Annotated in this window: 17 protein-coding genes and 1 pseudogene; 3 read left to right on the forward strand and 15 right to left on the reverse strand. The window is 36.1% G+C overall.

What is annotated here, in order from left to right:
- The first annotated feature begins 67 nt into the window (after positions 1-67).
- Positions 68-706, forward strand: coding sequence for a hypothetical protein (locus LF886_RS16915; protein ID WP_236850775.1), 639 nt, complete (start codon positions 68-70; stop codon positions 704-706).
- 367 nt (positions 707-1,073) lie between these two features.
- On the forward strand, positions 1,074-2,066 hold the full coding sequence (locus LF886_RS16920) for a hypothetical protein (RefSeq protein ID WP_236850776.1): 993 nt from the start codon (positions 1,074-1,076) through the stop codon (positions 2,064-2,066).
- A gap of 503 nt (positions 2,067-2,569) precedes the next feature.
- Here LF886_RS16920 and gldG read toward each other — a convergent pair.
- From gldG to kbl, 4 genes are all read right to left on the reverse strand, one after another.
- A complete protein-coding gene (gldG, locus tag LF886_RS16925) occupies positions 2,570-4,240 on the reverse strand; it encodes a gliding motility-associated ABC transporter substrate-binding protein GldG (RefSeq protein WP_103233879.1) in 1,671 nt (556 codons plus the stop codon).
- Positions 4,241-4,244: 4 nt separating this feature from the next.
- On the reverse strand, positions 4,245-4,973 hold the full coding sequence (locus tag LF886_RS16930; RefSeq protein ID WP_124536393.1) for an ABC transporter permease: 729 nt from the start codon (positions 4,971-4,973) through the stop codon (positions 4,245-4,247).
- Positions 4,974-5,018: 45 nt separating this feature from the next.
- Positions 5,019-5,570 (reverse strand): CopD family protein, encoded by a 552-nt coding sequence (locus LF886_RS16935; RefSeq protein WP_236850777.1) that lies wholly within the window; start codon positions 5,568-5,570, stop codon positions 5,019-5,021.
- Positions 5,571-5,742: 172 nt separating this feature from the next.
- A complete protein-coding gene (gene kbl, locus LF886_RS16940) occupies positions 5,743-6,939 on the reverse strand; it encodes a glycine C-acetyltransferase (protein WP_236850778.1) in 1,197 nt (398 codons plus the stop codon).
- 158 nt (positions 6,940-7,097) lie between these two features.
- Between kbl and LF886_RS16945 the strand changes: the two genes are divergently transcribed.
- Complete coding sequence (locus LF886_RS16945) at positions 7,098-7,976, forward strand: cupin-like domain-containing protein (RefSeq protein ID WP_236850779.1); 879 nt, start codon at positions 7,098-7,100, stop codon at positions 7,974-7,976.
- Between the two features lie 59 nt (positions 7,977-8,035).
- Here LF886_RS16945 and LF886_RS16950 read toward each other — a convergent pair whose 3' ends face one another.
- The 11 genes and pseudogenes from LF886_RS16950 to LF886_RS17000 form a co-directional block, all read right to left on the reverse strand.
- On the reverse strand, positions 8,036-9,967 hold the full coding sequence (locus LF886_RS16950; RefSeq protein ID WP_236850780.1) for a M1 family metallopeptidase: 1,932 nt from the start codon (positions 9,965-9,967) through the stop codon (positions 8,036-8,038).
- A gap of 83 nt (positions 9,968-10,050) precedes the next feature.
- Positions 10,051-11,520, reverse strand: a complete 1,470-nt coding sequence (gene dacB, locus LF886_RS16955; RefSeq protein ID WP_236850781.1) for a D-alanyl-D-alanine carboxypeptidase/D-alanyl-D-alanine-endopeptidase — start codon at positions 11,518-11,520, stop codon at positions 10,051-10,053.
- A gap of 161 nt (positions 11,521-11,681) precedes the next feature.
- Positions 11,682-14,129, reverse strand: coding sequence for a primosomal protein N' (gene priA / locus LF886_RS16960; RefSeq protein ID WP_236850782.1), 2,448 nt, complete (start codon positions 14,127-14,129; stop codon positions 11,682-11,684).
- 133 nt (positions 14,130-14,262) lie between these two features.
- Positions 14,263-15,171 carry an AEC family transporter gene (locus LF886_RS16965; RefSeq protein WP_236850783.1) on the reverse strand — a complete coding sequence of 303 codons (909 nt, stop codon included), beginning with the start codon at positions 15,169-15,171 and terminating at the stop codon, positions 14,263-14,265.
- 191 nt (positions 15,172-15,362) lie between these two features.
- Positions 15,363-15,713 (reverse strand): hypothetical protein, encoded by a 351-nt coding sequence (locus LF886_RS16970; protein WP_236850784.1) that lies wholly within the window; start codon positions 15,711-15,713, stop codon positions 15,363-15,365.
- 2 nt (positions 15,714-15,715) lie between these two features.
- Positions 15,716-16,987 (reverse strand): SPFH domain-containing protein, encoded by a 1,272-nt coding sequence (locus LF886_RS16975; protein ID WP_236850785.1) that lies wholly within the window; start codon positions 16,985-16,987, stop codon positions 15,716-15,718.
- 17 nt (positions 16,988-17,004) lie between these two features.
- The gene (locus LF886_RS16980; RefSeq protein WP_236850786.1) at positions 17,005-18,246 is read right to left on the reverse strand and encodes a hypothetical protein; all 1,242 of its coding nucleotides are present in this window, start codon (positions 18,244-18,246) and stop codon (positions 17,005-17,007) included.
- Between the two features lie 152 nt (positions 18,247-18,398).
- Positions 18,399-20,858: a beta-mannosidase gene (locus tag LF886_RS16985; protein ID WP_236850787.1), complete on the reverse strand. Its 2,460-nt coding sequence runs from the start codon at positions 20,856-20,858 to the stop codon at positions 18,399-18,401.
- A pseudogene (locus LF886_RS16990) lies at positions 20,851-21,237 on the reverse strand (GxxExxY protein). Before LF886_RS16990 ends, LF886_RS16985 begins: the two are co-directional and overlap by 8 nt.
- Positions 21,238-21,453: 216 nt before the next feature.
- Positions 21,454-22,116 carry a copper homeostasis protein CutC gene (locus LF886_RS16995; RefSeq protein WP_236850788.1) on the reverse strand — a complete coding sequence of 221 codons (663 nt, stop codon included), beginning with the start codon at positions 22,114-22,116 and terminating at the stop codon, positions 21,454-21,456.
- A 21-nt stretch (positions 22,117-22,137) separates the two neighbouring features.
- Positions 22,138-22,692, reverse strand: a complete 555-nt coding sequence (locus tag LF886_RS17000) for a hypothetical protein (protein WP_236850789.1) — start codon at positions 22,690-22,692, stop codon at positions 22,138-22,140.
- Positions 22,693-22,901: the final 209 nt, after the last annotated feature.

Below are 22,901 nucleotides of genomic sequence, written 5' to 3' on the forward strand. Positions count from 1 at the left end.
AAAAAGAAAACTTATCTTTGTGACCACCACTTAAACTAATAGATGAAACTAACTAACATGATTAAAAATGAGAAAAGTGTACAAAAACATTTTTGGAGAGATTATTTCCAAAAATAATGCTGTGAAGCTAAACGAATATCATCTGTATTATTATGAAGAAGGGTCCGATTTCCTGAAAGAAATTGAATTTATCAACGAAGACAGTGTTTACAATATCAATTATTTTCTAAGCAGCGATGAAGATGAGGCGCAGGTAGTAGATTATCTTAAGGAAAAGTCAGACTTTTTTGATATTGAAAAAAAAGAAACTACCGACGGATTTATTATTTCCACCAATAAGTTGTATTCCTTATCAGTGGATGATCTGCCCTTAATTTCTAAAACCGCTTTCAAAACAGATGATCCTGAAAACTTTATCTGTTCCCAGGTTATCGATAATGAAACTCACCAACCCCAACTTGAAAGAACCATAAAATGCTGGTATACTACTGACGAAAATGGTGAAAAATATGCAGCCATAGAATGCAGCTATCAGGAAGACGGTAAACTGGAGCTGGCTGTAAAAAAGACCTCTGACCCTGATGATGATGAAAGCTTGGCCCATTATGATTATGATACTTTTCAGGAGCTTCAGTCGCAAATCCCAACCGATATCAGCTATTATAAAACAGCAGCTTTGCTCCCAACAGAAGCCTATCAACAATAATTTATATTATTTTTATACCTACAACATCAAAACTAGTACATGAAATAAATATCAATTTTTTTTTAGAGGGAAGGGTACCAATGCCAACCTATTCGATTTGTCTAATATCTTTAGATAGATTCAGATGAATTGGCTATGTACAGATTCCTTTATAAGATCTCAGTGACAGGCTTTTCACTATCACTCAGAGAAATCATTGTAGAAAACTTACATCAGTATTGAGCGGATAAAACGATACAATCAAAAGCTGCAAAACAGCTCCACTGAAAAAATAAAATAGAGAAACCTTCGGGTTTCTTTTTTGTTATAGACCTGCACTGTTTTTTATATATTTGAAACTCTTTCTAACTTTGAAATTATAGTTACCGTGAAAATTACCAAGACAGCCTTATCATTTTTATCTATCCTGCTATTTTTTATTAAAGGATATGCACAATCGGACAGTATATATGCGAAAGTAAATATTTACGAGCCTGCTAATTTTAAAGAAGTTTATCTCCCTCAGCATACGTTTTTAAATCCGTCTATTGATTTTAACCGCATGTCAGATAATTTTATACCTGAGGCAAAAACCAGTCTTCCTAATCAATATGAAAACCATACCTTAAATGGGAAAATAAAAAAAATAACAAAATTCTATAAATATCCTAAGGAAAAACAAATTGCTGACATTCATTATTTTAACAGCAAAGGTCTCTTGGAAAAAGTAAATTTTATGGTTTTCACAAATGTTCATTATCATTATGATATTCAAAACAGACTGATCAGAAAGGAAACTATAAGAGACAAAGACACCTTAAATATAAGACAATACTCTTACAACAATAAAAATCAGATTACCGAATATAGAGAGTCTCATTTTGAAAAAGGCCAACGCAGAGATGCTCACTGGGCTATCATTTATGAACCTGAAAACAATTCTATTTTCGTAAATTATGTTCAACCTGATCAAAAAACAATGCTTGTCAGGAAGATCAAGTATGATGGAAATAAAGTTAAATCTGAAGAGTACAGCAACGGAAAACTATTCCCGGAAGCCAATGTAGAATTTATTTATTCTGAAAATAACAATCTGATCAGCAGGAAATCCAAACAATACAATTATTTTTACAGCTACGATAAACAGCATCGGAATACTAAAGAGGTCAATATCAGAATCGGCAAAACATGGGATGTAAGTACAAAGTCATATGACAAAAATGGTTACATAACACACTTTTACCATGAAAATCCTGTCAGTAAGTCATCGGGATCTACCAAGTTTCAATATGATAAATTCAACAATAAAATTTATGAGGCTTCAGGTTCTGATATATCTGTAAATCCTTATGAATACATTTATGAAATAGAATATTATTGATTCAATTGGAGACCTATCCGGATGGTGGATTTATCACAAACATCCATAACCAGAGTAAATATTTAACAGAACTTATTAAAGGGTATAATGGAAGAATATTTATGGGTTTCGGTTAATCTGGAATATGCTGGAGAAGTATCAAACAAAGCTGTGAATACAGTCGCTATCTACTTTACAGAATACTCATCAACAAATTATTAAACAGATTATTAGGCGTTTTCACGCAAGATAATATTTGGTTGTTTATACTCTAACATTGCTCTTTTTGTTGTTGTTACTTTGAGTTCCTCAATCAGGAAGATCAGAAGAGCGCTATTATCTCCGAATAACTGATTGAGAATTCTTCCTGGGAATTACCGACTCATTATAACGAGGGTAAAAACTAATCAACAACCAAAAAACAACAAAATGGAAACAGTTGAAATCACAAGAACCGAAGTGGGATTAATGATCCTTTTGTAACAAAAATCCCGAAAGAGCTCTCTTCCGGGATTTTATTTATTTTATCCAAATTTCTTTTTTCTCAACCAGAAGAACAATCCTCCAATAAGACCTATAATTACCAGTGGAAGCAGTAAGTTCAGCCACTGCCAGTTGGCTTTTTCTTCAGTAATTCTTTGTCTGTCCAGTAGCCTTTCTTCGATGTTTCTGTTTCTCAGTTCCATCAGATTACTGTCATCCAGCAAATAATCTAAAGCATTTCTAAGGAACTGTTCGTTTCCGAACTGTTCGTTTGTCAGCAGATCTACTCCCAGCGGAAGCGGTTTACCTTTGATCACTTTATTTCTTCCTACATCTCCGTCTGCAATAATGATCATTTTATTTTCAGGACTTGATGTTTTGAATCCAGGGTAAGATTTCCTTTCAATTCTGGATGCATACGCAGAATTAAATTTTCCTTCCAGTGCTACAGCGAAGATCTTGGGAGTACTTGGTTTTTCCATTTGCCCAAGACTGTCTACACTTGCAATTTCTTTTAGATCTACATAGTTTGGAACCTGTTTCAGCAATGTTCTTTCACTGGATTCGAAAAGAACTTTTGTTTTGATATTCTTTCTTCCTCCTAAAGTGTCGATAGAAGTCGGGAATTCAAATTTTACAGGATTGATATTTTTGGTTATCGGATTGTTATTTTCTGCAATTCCCAACGGAAAATAAGGCCAAGGCAAGCTTGTGTACTGAGGGTTCCCTCCTACTTCACCTGTTACAAGTCTTAACAAAGCAAACTTTTTAACGTCTTTTACCAAAGCTGGATTAATTCTTATCCCATAATTGAAAAAGAAGTCTGTCATATTGATGTCTACCGGGAAAGGCATTACTTTTTTGGACCTTGTTAAGGTATCCATTTCAGCATTTACGGCATCAATCATCCAAAGTGTTTTCCCACCGTTCATGATATACTGATCAAGGATCACTTTTTCGTTATCTGTAAAAGCTTTTCTTGGTTTTGCAATCACCAAAGCGCTCATTTGCTTCAATAATGGAATATCTTCTATAGAAAGTTCGGTTTGGTTTCTAGGAATAATGGGTCCTGCATCATAGTTTTCCATAGCCAGATGTACGAATCCCTGAAATTCATCTGGGTTCAATTCATCATGATTAACCAGAATTCCGACTTTCTTTTTCTTAGCGGCAGCAATATTTTTGATGTTGGAAACAAGATTGTACTCCAACCCTTCAATAGATCTTGTAAGCTGCTGATCTGCATCAATTCCTGCCTGCTGTACCACCAACGGAATAGAAGCCCCGTCATTTCCATATTTTAGGACTGCGTATGGGAAAAGGGTGATCTGTGAGATCTTTCCATCTTTTACATCCGGAAGAATAGAGGGCTGCATTCCCATTGCCATCAGGCTATCCTGAGACATTTTTGTTTTAATAGGGTCGATGAATTTAAAATCAATCTTCGGATTAATTTTTCTGAATTCTTCCAGCATGAATTTTGTTTCGCTCTGAAGCTGTTTGAAGCTTGCCGGAAAGTCTCCTTCCAGATACACTTCAACAGTCAGAGGTTTCTTTACAGACTCCAGTACTTTGATCGTGTTATCGGAAAGTGTATATCTTTTTTCTTTTGTTAAGTCTAATCTGATTCCCGAATACGTCAGGATAATAACCAAAGGAACAATCGCAAATAAGAAAATTCCCAGTGGAGATTTAGCATTGATCTTCTTCATGTTTTTACTTCTTTTTGTTAATAAAATGATTAGACAATACTAATGATGCTCCGATGACAAGGATAAAATAAGCCACATCTTTAAAATCAATAAGCCCTCTTGTAAAACCTAAGAAGTGCTGGTAAAAACCTATATTCTGAAGGATAAAATCTGCTCCTCCCAATAGTTTATAGCTCGCCAGCTGTTCGATTCCAAAATACATAATAAAGCACATGAAAACGCCCAACAGATAAGCCATAATCTGGTTCTGTGATAATGAAGAAGCCAAAATACCTACAGCGGCAAATCCTGCAATTAAAATAATCAGTCCAAGATAGCTTCCGAAAGTCATTCCAAGGTCAATATTTCCTGCAGGAACTCCCAACACATATACCGTATAAAGGTAAATTAATGATGGAATAAGGCATAAAATACCAACAACCCATACGGAAAGAAATTTTCCGATGACCAATTCTGAAACTCTTAGTGGCTGTGAAAAAAGCCAGTTTAACGTTCCGGTTTGCTGTTCTTCTGCAAAAGTTTTCATAGAAAGGGCTGGAATGATAAACATCAACAGCCATGGAACCAATACGAAATAGCTCTGCAAAGAGGCCATCCCGATCTCAAAAATATTAGAATCGTTGTCGAAAAAGAACAGGAAAAGAGTCGCTATCAAACTGAAAGCGGCAATGATCACCCATGCGCTCCAGTTTCCAAAGTAACTCCAAAGTTCTTTCTTTAAAATTGCAATCATAGTTTTTTTGTAAGATGTAAAAAGGACATGCGCCCTCCTCTACAATTATTTGTTTTTTTTATTTTTATTAACCAGTTTCACGGTCATCATGATCAGAAATACAAGAACGAAAAATCCTGTAATTAATTGCCACCAGTATTCAATTGCCATAGATTTTAAAATGACTGTAAATACAACCAGAAACAAAATGAATGTAGCAATTTCATTGGCCTGTCTCAGTTTGATATTGGCAGTGGGCAGTGTATTTCCATTCAATGCTTTTAGATGAAGGACTTTTTTCCAGCACCAGTAATGGTAAATTGCAAGCCCTACAAGGAATGTCAGTTTCAAATGAAACCATCCCATTTTCATCAGACCAGGATTTAAAAATATCATTACCAATCCGCATATTGTCATAATTACTCCCGCGGGAACGGTAATAATATTCCACAGCCTTCTGGCCATAAAGGTATACTGCTCTCTCAGAATTTTCTTTTTTTCTTCCGGAAATTCATCGGTATCCTTATAGTACACGAAAAGCCTTACGAGATAAAAAATTCCCGCAAAGTAGCTTACCATAAAAATAATGTGCAGCGCTTTGATTATTGTATAAAGCATTCAGAAAAAATTAACAGCAAAGATAAGCTTATTATATAATTGTTAAAAATAAATTTCTTTTGATTAGGAAAATCTAATCAAAATGGGGTTTATATAAAAAATAGTTCGGCTCGGGGCAGCAAAGCTGCCCGAGCCGAACATTATATTTTCATTGTTGTAACCAATTCAACGATTAAGAGATCACTCCTAATTCTTTTCCTACTTTTTCAAAAGCAGCAATCGCTTTATCCAAATGTTCTCTGGTATGAGCAGCAGATAACTGTACTCTGATTCTCGCTTTTCCTTTCGGTACTACAGGATAGAAGAATCCTATTACATAGATTCCTTCGTCCATAAGCTTTTCAGCCATTTTCTGAGAAAGGGGAGCATCGTAAAGCATTACCGGAACAATCGCAGCATCTCCGTCTGGAATATCAAAGCCTTTTGCTTTCATTTCTGTTCTGAAATAGTCTGCATTTTCCATTACCTGATCACGAAGAGAAGTATTGTCAGAAATCATATCCAATACTTTTAAAGCAGCTCCTACAATTCCAGGTGCTAAAGAGTTGGAGAATAAATAAGGTCTGGAACGCTGTCTCAACATATCAATGATCTCTTTTTTACCGGAAGTAAATCCTCCTAAAGCACCTCCTAAAGCTTTTCCTAATGTAGATGTAATAATATCTACTCTACCCATTACTTCATTAGCTTCGTGAGTTCCACGACCAGTTTTCCCGATGAAACCTGTTGCATGAGAGTCATCTACCATTACCAAAGCATCATATTTATCAGCAAGGTCACAAACTCCTTTTAAGTCAGCAACAATACCATCCATAGAGAAAACTCCGTCTGTAACGATAATTTTGAAACGGTGATTCTTTTCAGAAGCTGCAATCAATTGAGCTTCCAGATCCGCCATATTATTATTCTTATATCTATATCTCGCTGCTTTACAAAGACGAACACCATCAATGATTGATGCGTGGTTCAGTTCATCTGAAATAATAGCATCTTCTTCTGTAAATAAAGGTTCAAAAACACCACCATTGGCATCAAATGCAGCTGCGTAAAGGATTGTATCTTCAAGACCCAAGAAATCAGCAATTTTTTTCTCTAAATCCTTGTGAATATCCTGTGTTCCGCAGATAAAACGTACCGATGACATCCCATATCCATGAGACTGGATCATTTCCTGGGAAGCTTTCATAACTTCCGGATTGTTGGATAATCCCAGATAATTATTTGCACAGAAGTTCAAAAGCTTTTTTCCGTTCGCTTCTATTTCTGCACTCTGCTGAGAAGTGATGATTCTTTCTCTTTTGTAAAGTCCGTCATTCTCAATATTCTGAAGTTCATTCTGTAAATGTTGAAGGTATTTTTCAGAGATCATTTTTAGTAATTTTTTAGATGTGCTAATTTACTAAAAAGGCAGTAAAATAAAACCTTTTATACGCTTAATTCTAAAAATTTGATATCACTTTCACTTTTAACACCATTAGTCTATAAAATTAGTAGGATAATATTTATATTTGCTTAAAATTCGAGAGTATGAAGTTAAAGCCGGTACAAAAAATAAAGACAATTGACTCTGCAACCTTTATTAGCAGCCACATGAAGCCTAGAATTCCCATTATTCTTAAAGACTTTGTACACCCGGAGAGCCCTGCTTTCAAAAAGTGGAATTATAATTATTTCAAAGAAATTGCAGGAGATCATATCGTAAATATATATGGCAGTGAACTGGATTCCCTGGACAGAGTGGCAAGTGATCCCATAGCACAATCTACATTTTCAGAATATCTTGATCTGATACAATCTACTCCCACCGAGCACAGGCTTTTCTTATTTAACCTATTGAAAATAAAACCTGAACTTAAAAACGATATTATATACAATGACATTACAGATGGCAAAATATTAAAATGGCTTCCATTTATGTTTTTTGGAGGTGAAGGTTCTGTTACCAGAAATCATATTGATATTGACATGTCTCATGTTTTTATTACCCAATTTCAAGGCATTAAAAGGATCTGGCTGTTTCCTTGGGAACAATCAGATTTCATGTACAAGCTCCCTTTTAATTTCCACAGTCTCACTCAGATCAAAAAACCTGATTACAGAAAATATCCGGCCCTACTCTATTTAAATGGCTATGAAGCAATCCTTCATCCCGGCGAAACACTTTATATTCCGTCTGGATGGTGGCATTACATACAATATGATACTGAAGGATATTCTGTGTCCCTGAGAGCGCTTCCATCAAGTCCAATAGAAAAATGGCGCGGCTTTAAAAACTTAGTGATCACCAGACACTTTGATAATTTTATGCGCAAAGTATTTAAAGAAAGATGGTTTAAGTATAAGGTAAAAGTAGCTCGGGCTAGAGGAGCCAGGGCTGCAAGAAAACAAAGAAGCTTTCAAATCTGAAAGCTTCTTTTTATGATGAATGTATTCAATAGAGCAATTATTTACTCTTTACTGCTATTTTAATGTTTGATGAATTTAATATTTTTCTCATCCACAGTAATAATGTACGCTCCCGGAACTAATTCTGAAATTCCGATTGCCTTACCTGGCTGATATATCCCTTTTCCTACCAGTTTTCCATCAATAGCATGGATCACGAAATCTGCAGGTCTGTTAATTCCTTTCAGATTAATTTCATTCTTGGCAGGATTCGGATATAATCCAAAGTTTTCCTTTTCAACAGAAGAAACGCTTAAAGTATTATCCTGGGTAACAGTAGAGTTTTTCTCCAAAATCTGGTATTCATAATTAAACTGAACACTTGCAATAGGAAAAGTTACGGACTGCAGGAAGCTTTGGTTGTTTGAAGTATTGTTAAGCACAAAATAAGCAGTTTGTCCAGCAGTTCCTGTCACCTTAATAGGTAAAGGCATTTCAAAAAAGCTTACAGTAGGGCTGCTTTGTGTTTGAGAAACCTTAAACAAAGCCTGATTCCCACCTTGCATCCATTTTATAGTATATGTAGGATATCCTTCTCCATACACCCAGTCATTGAAAAACTCTGTAAAATCTGTTCCTGTTGACTGAAGCAAAGAAGCATTAAAATCACTGGTACGTGCATAGCTGTAAGCCAGATTTGGTCTTGCATGATAGTCTTTAAGTGCCTGGTAAAAAGCAGCATCACCTAAAGCCCATTTCAACATTCTCAAAATATAGCCCCCTTTAGCATACGTCAGTCTGCTGTCGAATATTCTATTGATACTGGAAAGTCCCGTATCCGGTACATAAACACTTCCTGTCGAGCTTCCCATAATGTAATTGGCCTGACCTTGCAGGAAATTCATAAATTCCGTGTTGGTCATCAGCAATTTTTCATTGGCAACATGCTCTCCAAAAGTAGCAAAACCTTCATTCAGCCAAATATCATTCCATGCACCACAGGTTACTTTATCACCAAACCATTGATGGGCAAGCTCATGAGCGATAAGTATTTTACTCCAGCCTCCCATAGAAGACATTGTCTGATGTTCCATACCTCCTCCATACATAAATTCCATATGACCATATTTTTCATTACGGAAAGGATAAGTTCCAAAATAGGTTTCAAAAGTATTCATGATCTGTTTCGTCCAGTTAATATTTGCTATACTCGTAGCATTTGAATTAGTAGACGGATAAATATAATTCACAAAAGGAAACGGAGGGTTTCCAATGGTATCAGTAAGCTTGACAAAATTAGTAATCGAAAGTGCAATCAGATAAGCTGGTGTGGGATACATCGTTCTCCAGAAGGTAAGCTTCGTAGATGCTGTAGGAGAAGTTTCGGACATCAGTTTTCCGTTGGCTGCAACGCTGTAATTGGATGGCGTTGTAATTTTAAAATCAAATCTTTCGATCTTATCATTCAAACTTTGCTTGGTTGGAAACCAGTCCTGTGCACCATAAGGTTCATTCAATGTAGAAAGAACCGGATTTCCGCTCTGAAGAGCTGTTTTGAAAGCATCATTACTTGTAGACGGTGCTCCTGCATAATAGATGGTAAGAGAGTCTAATGTATTGGCAGGAATAGAAGCCGGAAAATCAATCTTCAGTTCCTTTGAAGGAAGCTGTTGAAAGCTCGTGATATTGGTTCCGTGATATTTCACCTGAGAAACCGTTAAAGAATTGGAAAGATCAAAATAAATACTTCCCATACTCTGTGTCGGTTTAAAATGAGAAGTCACCGATCCGGAGATATTATACACCGCAGGATCCAGGCTGACATCCATTCTCTGGTATTGTAAATCATAATTCAGGGTATTTAGGTTGGTATTCCCAATATTCATTTTTTGAGTAAAGGATTTTTTCTCCTTCTCAATTAACCCCTTCATATCGGTATTTTGCTCATGTTTTTGGCCATAGAACTGTTGAGATAGTAAAAATCCCAGCACCAAAAGGTACAATTTTGTCATGTTTAGAAAAATTTAATCAAATATAAAAAAAACCTTTTAATCAATGATTAAAAGGCTGTTATAATATATAAAATAAAATATTTTTAAAGATCCAGTGCTGGTTCAAGAATTTTCTCCATTCTTTTTTTCACCATATCTACTGATCCGGAGTAGTTATTGACCATTAAAGAGAAAACCAATGTTTTTCCGGAATTTGTTTTCAGGTAGCCTGCTAATGTTTTTACTTTATTTAAAGTTCCTGTTTTAGCAAAAACCTGTCCGTTACCACCTCCGATGAACATTCTTTTCAAAGTTCCGGATTGTCCTCCGATAGGCAGAGAAGTAAGGTAAGATCTGTAGTATTTCTGCTCCATCAGAGAAGTCAGAAACTTCACCTGAGAAATTGGAGTTACGTTATTGCTTCTTGAAAGTCCGCTTCCATCAATATAGTTAAGACCATTCATATCAAAACCGGCATCTCTTAAGTGACCTGTCACTACAATTCTTCCTGATTCTGAAGTCTGATCCCCCATTTTCTGATAACCCACAGTTCTTAGCAAAGCTTCTGCCAATGAATTATCACTGTGTTGATTGGTATAATAAATAATATCACCTAAAGTTGGGGATTTGTATGCTGAAAGCATTTTTCTGCCATCCGGTGCTGCATCTGTCATTTTCGGACTTACTTTTCCGGTAACAGGAATTCCGCTTTTCACCAATGTTGTTCTGAAAGAATTGGCAAGATAAGCCGGAGCATCAGGAAGTTTGGTGCTTAAAGTCCCACTGCCCTCATATTTTTCAGCATATACCATCTGATGATTGTAAGGTGAAACATAGAAAAATTTCTTTTCTGGAGAAAATCCTCCTTTTTTCACGATCAGTTTTTCGTTGGCTGGATTGATCCCTTGAGTTGTCCCTACAGGCAGGTAGTAATTATTGTTTTCTAACCATACAACATTTTCCGGAAGCACTGAAATATTGCCTTTGAAAAGCGCTGTCTGAATGATAATATCACCATTTACCTTTTTGATTCCCTCTCTTGAAACTCCACCTACGAAATCTGAAATAATGTCTCTATAAGATCCTGCACCTGCTTTGTTTGTTCCCAAAGAAGGATCACCGCTTCCTATAACATAAAGATTTCCATTTAAAACTCCATTTTCATCTATAGTTCCTGAGTACTCCAGCTGCGTCATCCAGCGGTAGTTTTCACCCAGCATGTTTAATGCTGTTTCCGTTGTCAGTAGCTTTGTCGTAGAAGCAGGTACTAAAGGAGTATTTTCATTGTACGAAGAGATTACTTTCTTCGTTTTCGGATCGTACACTACGAATCCCCAGGTTGCATTTTTCAGCACAGGATCCGCCATCATTGTGTTTACATTAATGTCTACCAATTCTTTTGCTGACAAAACAGTCTTCTCCACTACCGAGCTAACAGGCGAAGGCAGGTTTAAGCTGCTTTTCTGATTGTCATAATTCTGAGAATAAAGAACGGTAGAAACGGTAGATTGAGCCAGGAAAAGACCAGAAGCCAACACCGCCGCACTTGAAATATATTTTCTGAAATTTACCATCTATCTTCTTTTTGTTTTATAGTTTTGACTCTATAAAAAATGACAGGTTACATCATTCAATTTAAAAGCCAAACACTTAATCAACGTCCAAAAGTAGAAATTATTGTCATATAACAGACCACTATTACCTTATAAAAGAGTGTAAAGTTTGTTAAAAATTGTTAAAAATCTACAAAAACCCCTTTTTTAACACTTTGATAAGCAGTAATTTCGTCAAATTCTTTCAAACTTATCAAAACCATGTTCTTGAATTTCTCATAATTTTTACCACGAGGAAGCTTAAGCATAATCTGGAACTGATATAAGTTATTTAATCTTGCGATCTGGGCTCTTTCAGGTCCCAAAACACAATCTTCGGGAAGGTATTTTCTTAAGATGGATCCCAAAAACTGAGAAGCACGATCCACTTTTTCATCTCTGATATGCTTCAACTCAATCATAATCAGCTTCGTAAACGGCGGATAATGGAATTTCTGACGTTCTGTAAGAATGTATTTATAGATCTTCGCAGGATTGTTCATCTTGATCAGCTGAAATACAGAATGATCAGGATTATAGGTCTGAATCAGGATTTTTCCTTTCCCTGAAACCCTTCCTGCTCTTCCGGAAACCTGTGTGATAAGCTGATAAGCCCTTTCTTCCGCTCTGAAATCCTGTACATATAATAAGGAATCGGCTTTTGGAATAGCCACCAGCTCAATATGATCAAAATCAAGCCCTTTGGAAATCATTTGTGTTCCTACTACAATATCTGTTTCTCCATCTTCAATCTTCTCATACAGCTTTTCGTAAGCAAATTTCTTACGCATGGAATCTACATCCATTCTATCCACTTCATTTTCGGGGAACAGCTTGGAAACTTCCTCATGAATCTGTTCTACTCCTACTCCTCTTTCGTTCAGCTTTTCGGAATGACATTTTGGACAGGTTTTCGGTTTTGAAGCTTTCTGGCCGCAATAATGGCATTTCATCTCGTTGGCTGCTTTGTGATACGTCATGACCACATCACAATTGGAGCAGTAATTCACATATCCGCAACTTTCACATTCTATCACATTGGAATATCCTCTGCGGTTGTGAAGAACAATTGCCTGATTCTTTTCATCTATGGTCTTTTTGATCTCCTCAATGAGCTTCAGCGAGAAATTTCCTGAAACCTTTTTAGATTCCTGGGCTTCTTTGAAATTGATCAGCTCATATTCCGGCAGATTAACATTCCCGAATCTTTCATTCAGGAAGACATATTTCATTTTATCTTTTCTCGCCCGGTAATAGCTTTCAACGGAAGGGGTTGCCGATCCTAAAATCGCCCCTGCTTTATATAACCCTCCCAATACTAAAGATGCATCTTTAGCATTAAAATAAGGAGATACTTCCCGTGGCCTGTATGCCGAATCATGCTCTTCGTCTACAATAATAAGCCCTAAGTTCTGGTAGGGTAAAAACAATGCATTACGAGTCCCTATCAAAATATTGATATCATTTTGCTTCACTCTTCTCCATACTTCCACCCTTTCAAAATCTGTGAGTTTCTGATGATAGAAGCCCAGCTGCCGCCCATATTTTTTTTCTAATCTCTGGGTAATCTGTTTGGTAAGAGAAATTTCAGGAAGCAAAAACAATACATTTTTTCCTTCTTTGATGCATTCATCGATTTTCTCTAAATAAATATGGGTCTTTCCAGATGATGTAACGCCGTGAAGTAGGACATTTTTCCCTTCTTCAAAAGCTTCATCAATCTCAGCTTTAGCCAATTTCTGCTGTTCGGAAAGTTCTTCAAGCTCCTCAATTTCGCCTTCATAACTTTCAATCCTGTCTTTCTGCATGTAATACTCTTCAACAAGACCTTTATCTGCCAAAGGTTTGAAATGAGAGCTCCCAAAATAACCACTTTCAAACAGGTCGGCCTTTTTAATAGGTATATCAGGATTTTCTGTCTGCTTTTCCAAAATAAGAAGGAACAGTTCTTTCTGCTTGGGTGCTTTATTCAGTTTTAAAAGAATTTCTGTAAGATTCTGATTGACTAAAATTTCATCATTAATTCTTACATAGGCTACTTCTTTAGCTTTATATTTTTCAGCAATTTTCTCATCAATCTCAATATACTGAAGGTCAATCAATGAGTTGATGGTTTTGATAATATCTTTTTTGGCAATAAATGCTTCAATATCTGTCAGATTGATCAGCTGTCGTACTTCAAGTGCCTGAATCAGGTACATTTCATTGACGTCCAGATTTTCAAAATCAACAACAGCACCTGGTTTTAGTTTTAAATAGGTTTCACTTTCCAGTTTTAATGAAGAAGGAAATGAAAACCTATAAATTTCTCCAAGACTGCACAGATAGTACTCCGAGAGCCAGTTCCAGAAATCGATCTGTTCCTCAGGCATAATCGGTTTGTCATCCAGCATGCTGATGACTTCCTTTGCTGTAAAGTTTTCCGGTGCATTATCATGAAGCTCAAATACAATTCCCGTATAGATTTTCTTTCCGCCAAATGGGACCAAAACTCTCATTCCAAGCTGGATTTCAGACATCATTTCTTCAGGAACTTTATACGTAAAAGATCCTTTCAGGTTCAGGGGTAAAACAATTTGAGCGTATTGCAAGGGAAATATTTAAAGTGTAAAATTAGATTTTTCTTTAGAGAATTGCAACTTTGCAGAGATTCTTTCCTACCCTTTGGCAGATGTAAAATCATTGTAAACCTCAACGGTATGGAAGAACAGTATTAATCTGTCCTTAAAAAAGAAGTTCCGTGATCTGATACCAAAACGCGGACGTAAAAAATCCTACAATAATACTGACTCCAATGATGAGATTCGTGAGTTTTGTATTCAGTTTGAATTGTTCTGCAATAATGCTTGACGTCACTAATGTTGGCATTGCGGCTTCAAATATGGTAATTTTTGCAACATCTCCTTTTATTCCTAATAATAAAGCCATTCCCAAAACAATGGCCGGTGCCAGAATAAGCTTATAAAGCATTGACATAGACATTTGCGGAATCAGTTTTTTCCATCCATTAAACTTCAATTGCAATCCAACTGAAAATAGAGCTAAAGGGCTCACTGTTGAGGCTAATTTATCAAAGAATGGCTCTGCAGCAGTAAAATCAATGAATTGTGATAATACCAAAGCAGAAATACAACCGATTAACGGAGGGAATGTGATAAGTCTTTTTAAAATAAATAAGGCACTTACTTTTCCGGATTTGCTTCCTCCTTTCACTGCGGCAATAATTCCCAGTGTAGAAAGGGAGAAAAACATGGTCTGATCACAAATAACGGCAATACTTAAAAGCCCTTCTCCATAAAAAGCACTGACTAAGGGAAATCCGATGAAAGAAGTGTTGCTGTAACCGCTTGCCAATTCTAAGGTACTTCTGGACCGCCTTGAATATCCTTTACTTTTACTGTAAAACATCATAAAGAAGAAACAAAACACCGCAACTAAAAATGTGGCCACAATTGGAAATAACATTTCAGTTGTCCATTTTACTTTAGGCAGATATTTAAACGAAACTGCCGGAAGAGCAAGATAAAGAATCCATGTATTGATACCTTTGTGGGCATCGGGGTGGATAGATTTTGTTGCTTTGAATATCATTCCTGCAATAATGCACACTGCAATCAGAACAAAATTTACCATAACTATAAAGAAATATGCAGCAAATTTACGGCTGATTTTTGAGTTGGAAGGGTAAAATTTATATTTTTTGAATAGAATTCCCATTAAATTCCAAAGTATTGGAATGAAGAATTTTCTTTTTTATTTTCAAACCTTATAGGTTTTTGAAACCTATAAGGTTGATCCACTTTTTTTTATAAACTACTTAAATCCTATTGTTTAGCTTTAGATATCGAATAAGCAATCAAAATATAAACTAAGAACAGAACTCCACTTATAATAATATACAATGCCGGATCACTGAAGCCTATCAATGAAAAAGCAAGGTTACTCACAATGGCCAATCCGAAAAACACGGCAGAAACAGTTTTTACCAGCGAAGTTGTTCTGGGCAGATTAAACCGAACTCCAATTGCCAGAACTAAAGTAGGGATTAGAAAAATCAAACTGCCGGCAGTTAATAATTCTTTGTTATGAGTCGTGTTTAATGAGTAGAATCCATAAGCCATCAAACAGCTGACAGCAATGGCAATCGTGGTTTTTATAAAATCTAATTTCATCATTTCTAAATAATTGGTGGCGGTGGTGGTGTTATATTAAATAATCTGGAAGTTTCAGGGACATTACCGGCTAATTCCCAGCCTGGCATTCCTTCTTTCCAGACATGATGGTTCATTGAAAACTGCCCCGACTGTACAAGCTGTCTAAGGGATTCAGAATTGTATGGACCGGATTGCTGTCCGTTTATAGCAATATGAAACATCGGATCATGATGAACAAGAGGCGGTGTATTTGTCATATTATCCATGAGACCTCCAAGCTGAGTTCTCATAGAAGCGCCTACGCCCATACCCACCATGAGGCCTGCAGCATTTAATCCATCTCCATGCCCTAGATCTACATGGCTCATTCCTCCAAGGCTGGCAGCAGCTGTTTTCAGGACATCGGCGTGCTGATTCAGCTGATGAACCGCAAAATGTTTCCCTTCTACCCCCAGTTCCATATCTTTTCGCTGGATTCTGGTTACTTCAGAAAGGTTTTCAATTTCAATATTTGTTTTAGCTTCTGTAAATTTCGTTTGCTGGTCAGCCGTTGCTCTTTTAAGCTGTTTGTAATGTGGGTGTTCTTTATCAAGTTCGATAGTTCCAATATCCAAGCGTTTCAAATTAACACCAAAATATTCTTCCAATTCAGCTTTTAACTTACTCTTTATGATATCACTTACCTCATCAATTTTTCTTTCAATCTGCATGACAGGAATATTATAATCCTGTGGAGCGCTGATGAGCACTGACTTAATTTTTCTTTGAAAAAAGTCTTTAATCTGTGCCTTGAAATCATCAAGATTAAAATTGATTAAACGGTTTAATTTAATAAAGCTCTTATAATCAGTCAGGTTAAAAGTCAGTGTTCCTCGTACTGCACAAGGAACTCCCAGATCCATAAACCTCGGATCATACATGTCGAAATAAGGAATTCCAAATTTGATCTGTATATTTCCGGAAAGGTTGATAAAATAGATCTCTGCCTGAAATGGCGAACCTCCCCCGAATGCGGTTCCCACTATATTTGTGAGAACAGGAAAATTCGCAGTCTGAATGGTCTGATCATGAGGCCCCTGTATGAAATCCTGAATGGTTCCGTCATTTTGCTTGTAAAAAAATACAGCAAGTTCGCCTTCCTTTACCCTCAAACTGCTTCCATAGCGGATACTGTTTTCTTTATGTGTAGAGTCGGCAGATCCGGAAGGCCTCCATTTCCAAACCAGATATTCCGGTTCATCACAACGGATCACATCCATCATACCGCCCTCTTTTTTATTTCCAAATAGTCTCATTTATTTTTCTTTAAATTTTATAGGTATTCGCTTTCAATTTCAGCTCTCTTTTTTTCCGGCAACTGATTGTTAATAGCTTCTTTTTTAGCTAAAAAAATTCTGTAGGAAATTCCCTCGATATCTTTAATGTCGTAATCATATGTATCACTGATTTTTGTCCATCTGAGTTTTTCTAACTCTAATTTGATTTTGGAATATTGTTTTTCCTGAATTAAGGGTTCCAACGTTTCAAGCTTTTCACTAAGTTTTGCTAACTGTATCTTGCTTCTGATCTCAACACTGTGCTTATCATCAATATTGGCAGCAAGCTTTTCAGCTTCATCGTAATTCTTGCTTTCTATTAATTTTTCGGCCGATTTAACCGTGGAAACATAACTGTTGCTTTTATAGCTATCCATTTTACTGGAAATACTACTCCCTATACAAACTACAATGAATAGAGCAGCCATTGACCCTAATACTTTGAAAACTTTCCTGTTATTCTCTTTAGTAATATTCTTGGCATTTTCTACAATACTGAGTACCTCACCATAGGTTTCAGTATCGCTTTTCATTGAAATAGAAGCTTTGGAATTGATCTGCTCTATTTTCTTTAGCCATATTTTATTCCATGTATTTTTATACTTAGTCTGCTCAGAAAACAAAGAGAAATAAGAAGCGGTATTGATCTTACTTGCCGATAATGTCAGAAATTCAAGAATCCCTTCCTTAGAAACCGGAACAGGGTAATTCAGAACCAATTCTTCTTTTCTGGCATCAGTAGTAGACCATTTGGCAGGTTTAGATTTATTGATAATAAACTGCAATCCTTTGAAGAATATAAGAAAGGGCCAGAAAAATAACCAGAGTACAATGGTAGGAAGATTAATATTACTGGAAGCATTCTGTGCATAGAAATTACCATCTCTGGTGGCTTCTATTTCATCCAGTTTTTCAAAAAACCTGATAACACTGCTCGAAACTTCTATATTTCTGAATTCTGTTCCACAATCTGAACATTTAGTAGCAAAACTTTCAGCAATGGCCCCACAGGCCGGACATTTCCTGATATCTCCCAGTTTATCAGAATGAGGAGCTGCCGATTCTGAATTTTTATCATTTGTTTTTTCAAAAAGCCTTGCTTCCAAAACAATTTCAAATTCATCCAGGTCTATTCCTTCGGCTTCGGCATTTTTAAAAAGCACTTGTTTTTCTTTTTCGGTTAATTCTCCGTCGGCTAAAGCAAACTCGATAAGCCTTTCCAATTTTTCGTTATACATACGATAGATATTAGTAATTTTTTACAATGTTATAAAAAAGCCTCTGTGAATTTTTACGGGTTCCCGTAATCCACTTTTCCGATCTGGCCACAAAAAAAGGACTGGCTATTGGCCAATCCTTTTAAGTTGAATATTCAGTTAAGTATTTTTTTCTAATTTCCCATTACATCCCAAAAACTTATCACCTCAACTTTGTCTAAAGGTTTTGAAAGGGTAATTATTTTGGAAGTTCCCGGTAACAGGTCAAAGAAGTTATCACTGAAATGGGTGTCTCCAATCAGATAAACATCTTTTGCCAGGATATCTGTTGATATTTCAATTTCAGTAGGTGAAATCTTTCTGATTTTAATCTCAGGTTTTGAAAGTTTTAAATCTTTAGGCTTATTCAAAAAGAAAAGTTTTTCAAATTTTGTATCTTTTCCGGAACTGATCTTTAAAACGGATTTCGACAGGTCAAACTGAGCTAACTCTGACTTACTGATCATCCGTATCTTCTTACTGACATCAGCTTTTACATCGTCTGACTGACTGGCTTTCCAGAGTATTTTTCCTTTAAAATCAACGAGTTCAAATTGTGTATCAAGCTTCAGCTCATTCAACAAATCACTTATCAGGTAAACATCATAATTTTTATCTGTTTCAGCGACTGATATAAGTACCGGTTCAAAGCTTCTTCTTGCCTGATAATGGAACGCTTTCCAGTTTCCAAGATAATCAATAGAAGACCATGAAACCACGGGCCAGCAGTCATTAAGCTGCCAATATAGTGTTCCCATATTGTAAGGTTTTGTCCGGCGATGAGCTTCAATAGCGATCTGCATTCCTCTTGCCTGCAACAGCTGTGAAACATAGTTGTATTGTACAAAGTCTGTAGGAATTTTATAATCACGCTTCAGATACTCGTTAATGATGTCCCAGCCTCTGGCATGTTTTTCATGCGCTTTTATTGTTGGATTCTGAAGATTTAAATCCGGAGTTCCGGAAAACATTGATTTTGTAGTTTCAAGACTGGGCGTTCCCTGAAAACCATATTCAGACATGAAACGTCCCACTTTTTCGTTATAAATCTCAAATGGCTGTTCACCCCACCAAACACCCCAATAATGGGAATCACCTTCTGTAAGGCTTTCTTTATGTCCCCAACCGATCGACGGGGAACTTGGCCAGTATATATTTTTATCAGACTTTAGATTTTCTGCTAATGCGTTCGGAATTACATCATGAAACAGCTTTTTATAGTCTTTCCAAACCTGAAGAGAATCATTTTTCGAATATTTGAACTGTTTCTGATAGCCCCAGTTAACGATTGCTTCATCAATTTCGTTATTTCCGCACCATATGGCAATAGACGGGTGATTCTGAAGTCTGTTGACCTGATCTTTTACTTCTTCCTTTACATTGTTTAAGAATGCTTCATCTGCAGGGTAAAAACTCCCCGCAAACATAAAATCCTGCCAGACTAAGATTCCGTTTTCATCACAAGCTTTGTAGAACTCGTCGTCTTCATAAATACCTCCACCCCAGATACGGATCATATTCATATTCGCATCTTTGGTATCTTTGATCAGTTTCTGGTATTTTTCTTTGGTCATTCTAGGTGAAAAACTGTCTCCCGGAATCCAATTGGTTCCTTTGATGTATAAAGGATGGCCATTCACTTTAAAATAGAATGATTTTCCTTTTTCGTCCTTCTCCTGAACCAACTCAACAGTTCTTACTCCTATCCTGATATTTTTAGCATCAATATTTTTCTGATCTTTTGAAAGTTTTACTTCAAAATTATAGAGATTTGCTTCACCACGTCCGTTAGGCTGCCAAAGTTCCATCCCGCTTGTATTATAAGGAATCGTTATTGTATGAGTTCCTTTTTTCAAAGAGATTCTTTTGTGGATTTTATTGAGATCCAATGTATAATCTCCAGCATTTTGAGTTTCAATTTCTACTTCAAACCGTACATCTTCGGCAGACTTGTTCTGAATATTCTTAACGGTAATAATTTTGGCATTATTCCAGAATTCAAGCTGAATATCTTTCCAAATTCCTGCAGTAACGAGTCTTGGTCCCCAGTCCCAGCCGAATTGATATTGAGCTTTTCTGACAAAGCTTCTTGGAGATTCCGGCATGGTAAAAGGAACTTTTTTGGCTAAGTCCTTTCCGGTATTTACAGCAGATTTAAACTTAACTTGCAATGTATTGTTACCTGCTTTCAGATATTCCTTCACGGGAATATTCCATTTCCTGAACATATTATCCGTTTTCTTTAACAGTTTACCATTAAGATAAATTTCTGAAAACGTATCCAATCCATTAAAAACAAGATCAATATTATCGTTCTTTAATTCCTGAGGTGAAACTACAAAACCGGACTGATACTCCCAATCTTCATTTTCTACCCACTGTACTTTCTTTTCATTTTCATCTTTAAAAGGATCCGGAATCATCTTGTTATCCATTAAATCCAGATGGACGGTTCCCGGAATTTTTGCAGGAAGCCAGTTTTGATCTTTAGAGTTTTTGAATTGCCAGTTTTCAGAAGACAAACTTCTTTGGGAAAACTGTCCAAAAAGTATATTCTGTATGAAAAGGAAAGTAAAAAGGATCGTTCTATTCATCAATAATTTTGTTTACAATTCTATGGATTCCATATTTAATAAGTTCATTATTAAAATTAATAAGCAATCCCAATTTTATATGAGTCTGTTTCAGATACGTCAATACCTGTGAATGAAAAATGGGATGCAATTCCACTACAGATTTCACTTCTAAAATGACTTTCACTTCTACAATCAAATCAATTCTGTATGCATTTTCTATATATACTTCTTTGTACTTTAAAGGTAAAGATAGCTATTGCTTAACATTCAGTCCGAACATCTTTAATTCATAAGCTAAAGCTGTTTCATATGCATTTTCTAAAAGGCCAACTCCTAAGTTTTTATGTACTTCTATAGCAGCTCCTATTATTTTGTAGGATAATTCGTTTTCGGTCATTCATTTGTGTGTTTTTAGTTATATTGCTTTTTAAACGCAAAGTTTCAACTATAACAATGTATTATTTTAAGGAGGCTAAGATGGAATCAATTTCATTGATTCTTTCTAAGCATGCTGGCTATCCTTTCGCTTCATCAGCAACAAAGTTGCAACTCTTTGCTTTCTCAAAATATAATACAGTTTATTTTTAAACTTTGCGTTTAAATATTATTTATCTTATCTACTCTTCAACGCAACTACTTCATCCGGACTGGCAAAAGCTCCACCGTCAGTAATGGCCGAAGAATGAAAGTAACCGGCTTTTGTAACAGTTCTTATTTCTTCGATATTGGATGAACGTAACCCACCTCCTACGAGTATTTCAATTCTTCCATTGGAAAGCTCAACCAGTTTTTTCAGATTTTCTTTTCCTTCAGACACATTGGGTTTCTGGCCGGAAGTAAGAATGGTTGTAAAGCCACATTCTATTACTTTTTCTAAAGATTCTTCCAGGCTTACAGCGCGGTCAAACGCACGGTGAAATGTACACGGAAGTGGTGACGCCAATTCTACTAAAGCTTTATTCTGTTCAATATTAACCTCATCATTTTCATCCAGAATGCCAAATACAAAACCGTCAGCATGTAAAGATTTCAAATGAACCAGGTCATTTTTCATCTGTTCAAATTCTGAATCGGAATAGGTAAAATCTCCACCTCTCGGACGGATCATTACAAAAATCGGGATCGTAATTTTCTCGCGAAGCTGCTTCATGGTTTCAAAATCCGGAGTCGTTCCTCCTTCACTGAGTCCATCACATAATTCTATTCTATCTGCTCCATTTTCAAAAGCGATAACCGCTGATTGAGGGTTAAAACATGCTATTTCTATTTTTGACATTGTATTATTATCTATTTGGTTTTATTTCGATTCACCCTGCAATACATCTGCAATCAAAAAGGAACCGTTTTCTTTTACTACTTTTATTACTGATGGATATTGGGCTTTAAAACCATCATCTCTCAACACGACATTGAAAATATATTCATCTTTTGAAGAGGATTTTAATTCACAGCTTCCCACTTCAATCTTGTTCCAATCCTGTGCTGTGATTAAAAAACCAACTCCAACTCCTGCTTTTTGGGTATCAAACCTGGATTTCCATTTATCCTCAAATTCTTTTTCAGTAAGGCTTCCATCGACATCCATATCTACATTTGTAGCATCCGTTTTATACTCGAAATAGTCTTTCGTTGTCATCTTCTGCATATTCTTTTCTTCACTTCCGAGATCAGCTTTAAAGTAGTCTACAATACTTGTCTTCAACCATTTTTGGGCTTCTTCTCCTTCATTGGCGTCATTGTTCAACACTACTTTTTCTTTTATCTGCTGTGGTTCTAAGGCAGTTTTAATCTCCTTCTTTTCTTCCTTGCATGCAATAATCAGAAATAGGGAAGCGATAATCGTTCTTTTCATATTTTTTGATCTATGTTTTGGCTAAAGCCAATAGGCTCTCATTGGTTTGTTTAAATGGACTAAAGTCCATTCCTATTGAATTTTTAATTATTCTTTGTTGGAATAACGCAAAGGCACAAAGATTTTCCCTAAAGTATTTTAAGGTGCAACGATTTTATTTCCGATAAAATATATTTATAATTCTTTGTGATGTTGGCTTCCATCATACC

It is taken from the genome of Chryseobacterium sp. MEBOG07 (assembly GCF_021869745.1).
In the GTDB taxonomy this organism is placed as follows: Bacteria; Bacteroidota; Bacteroidia; order Flavobacteriales; family Weeksellaceae; genus Chryseobacterium; species Chryseobacterium viscerum.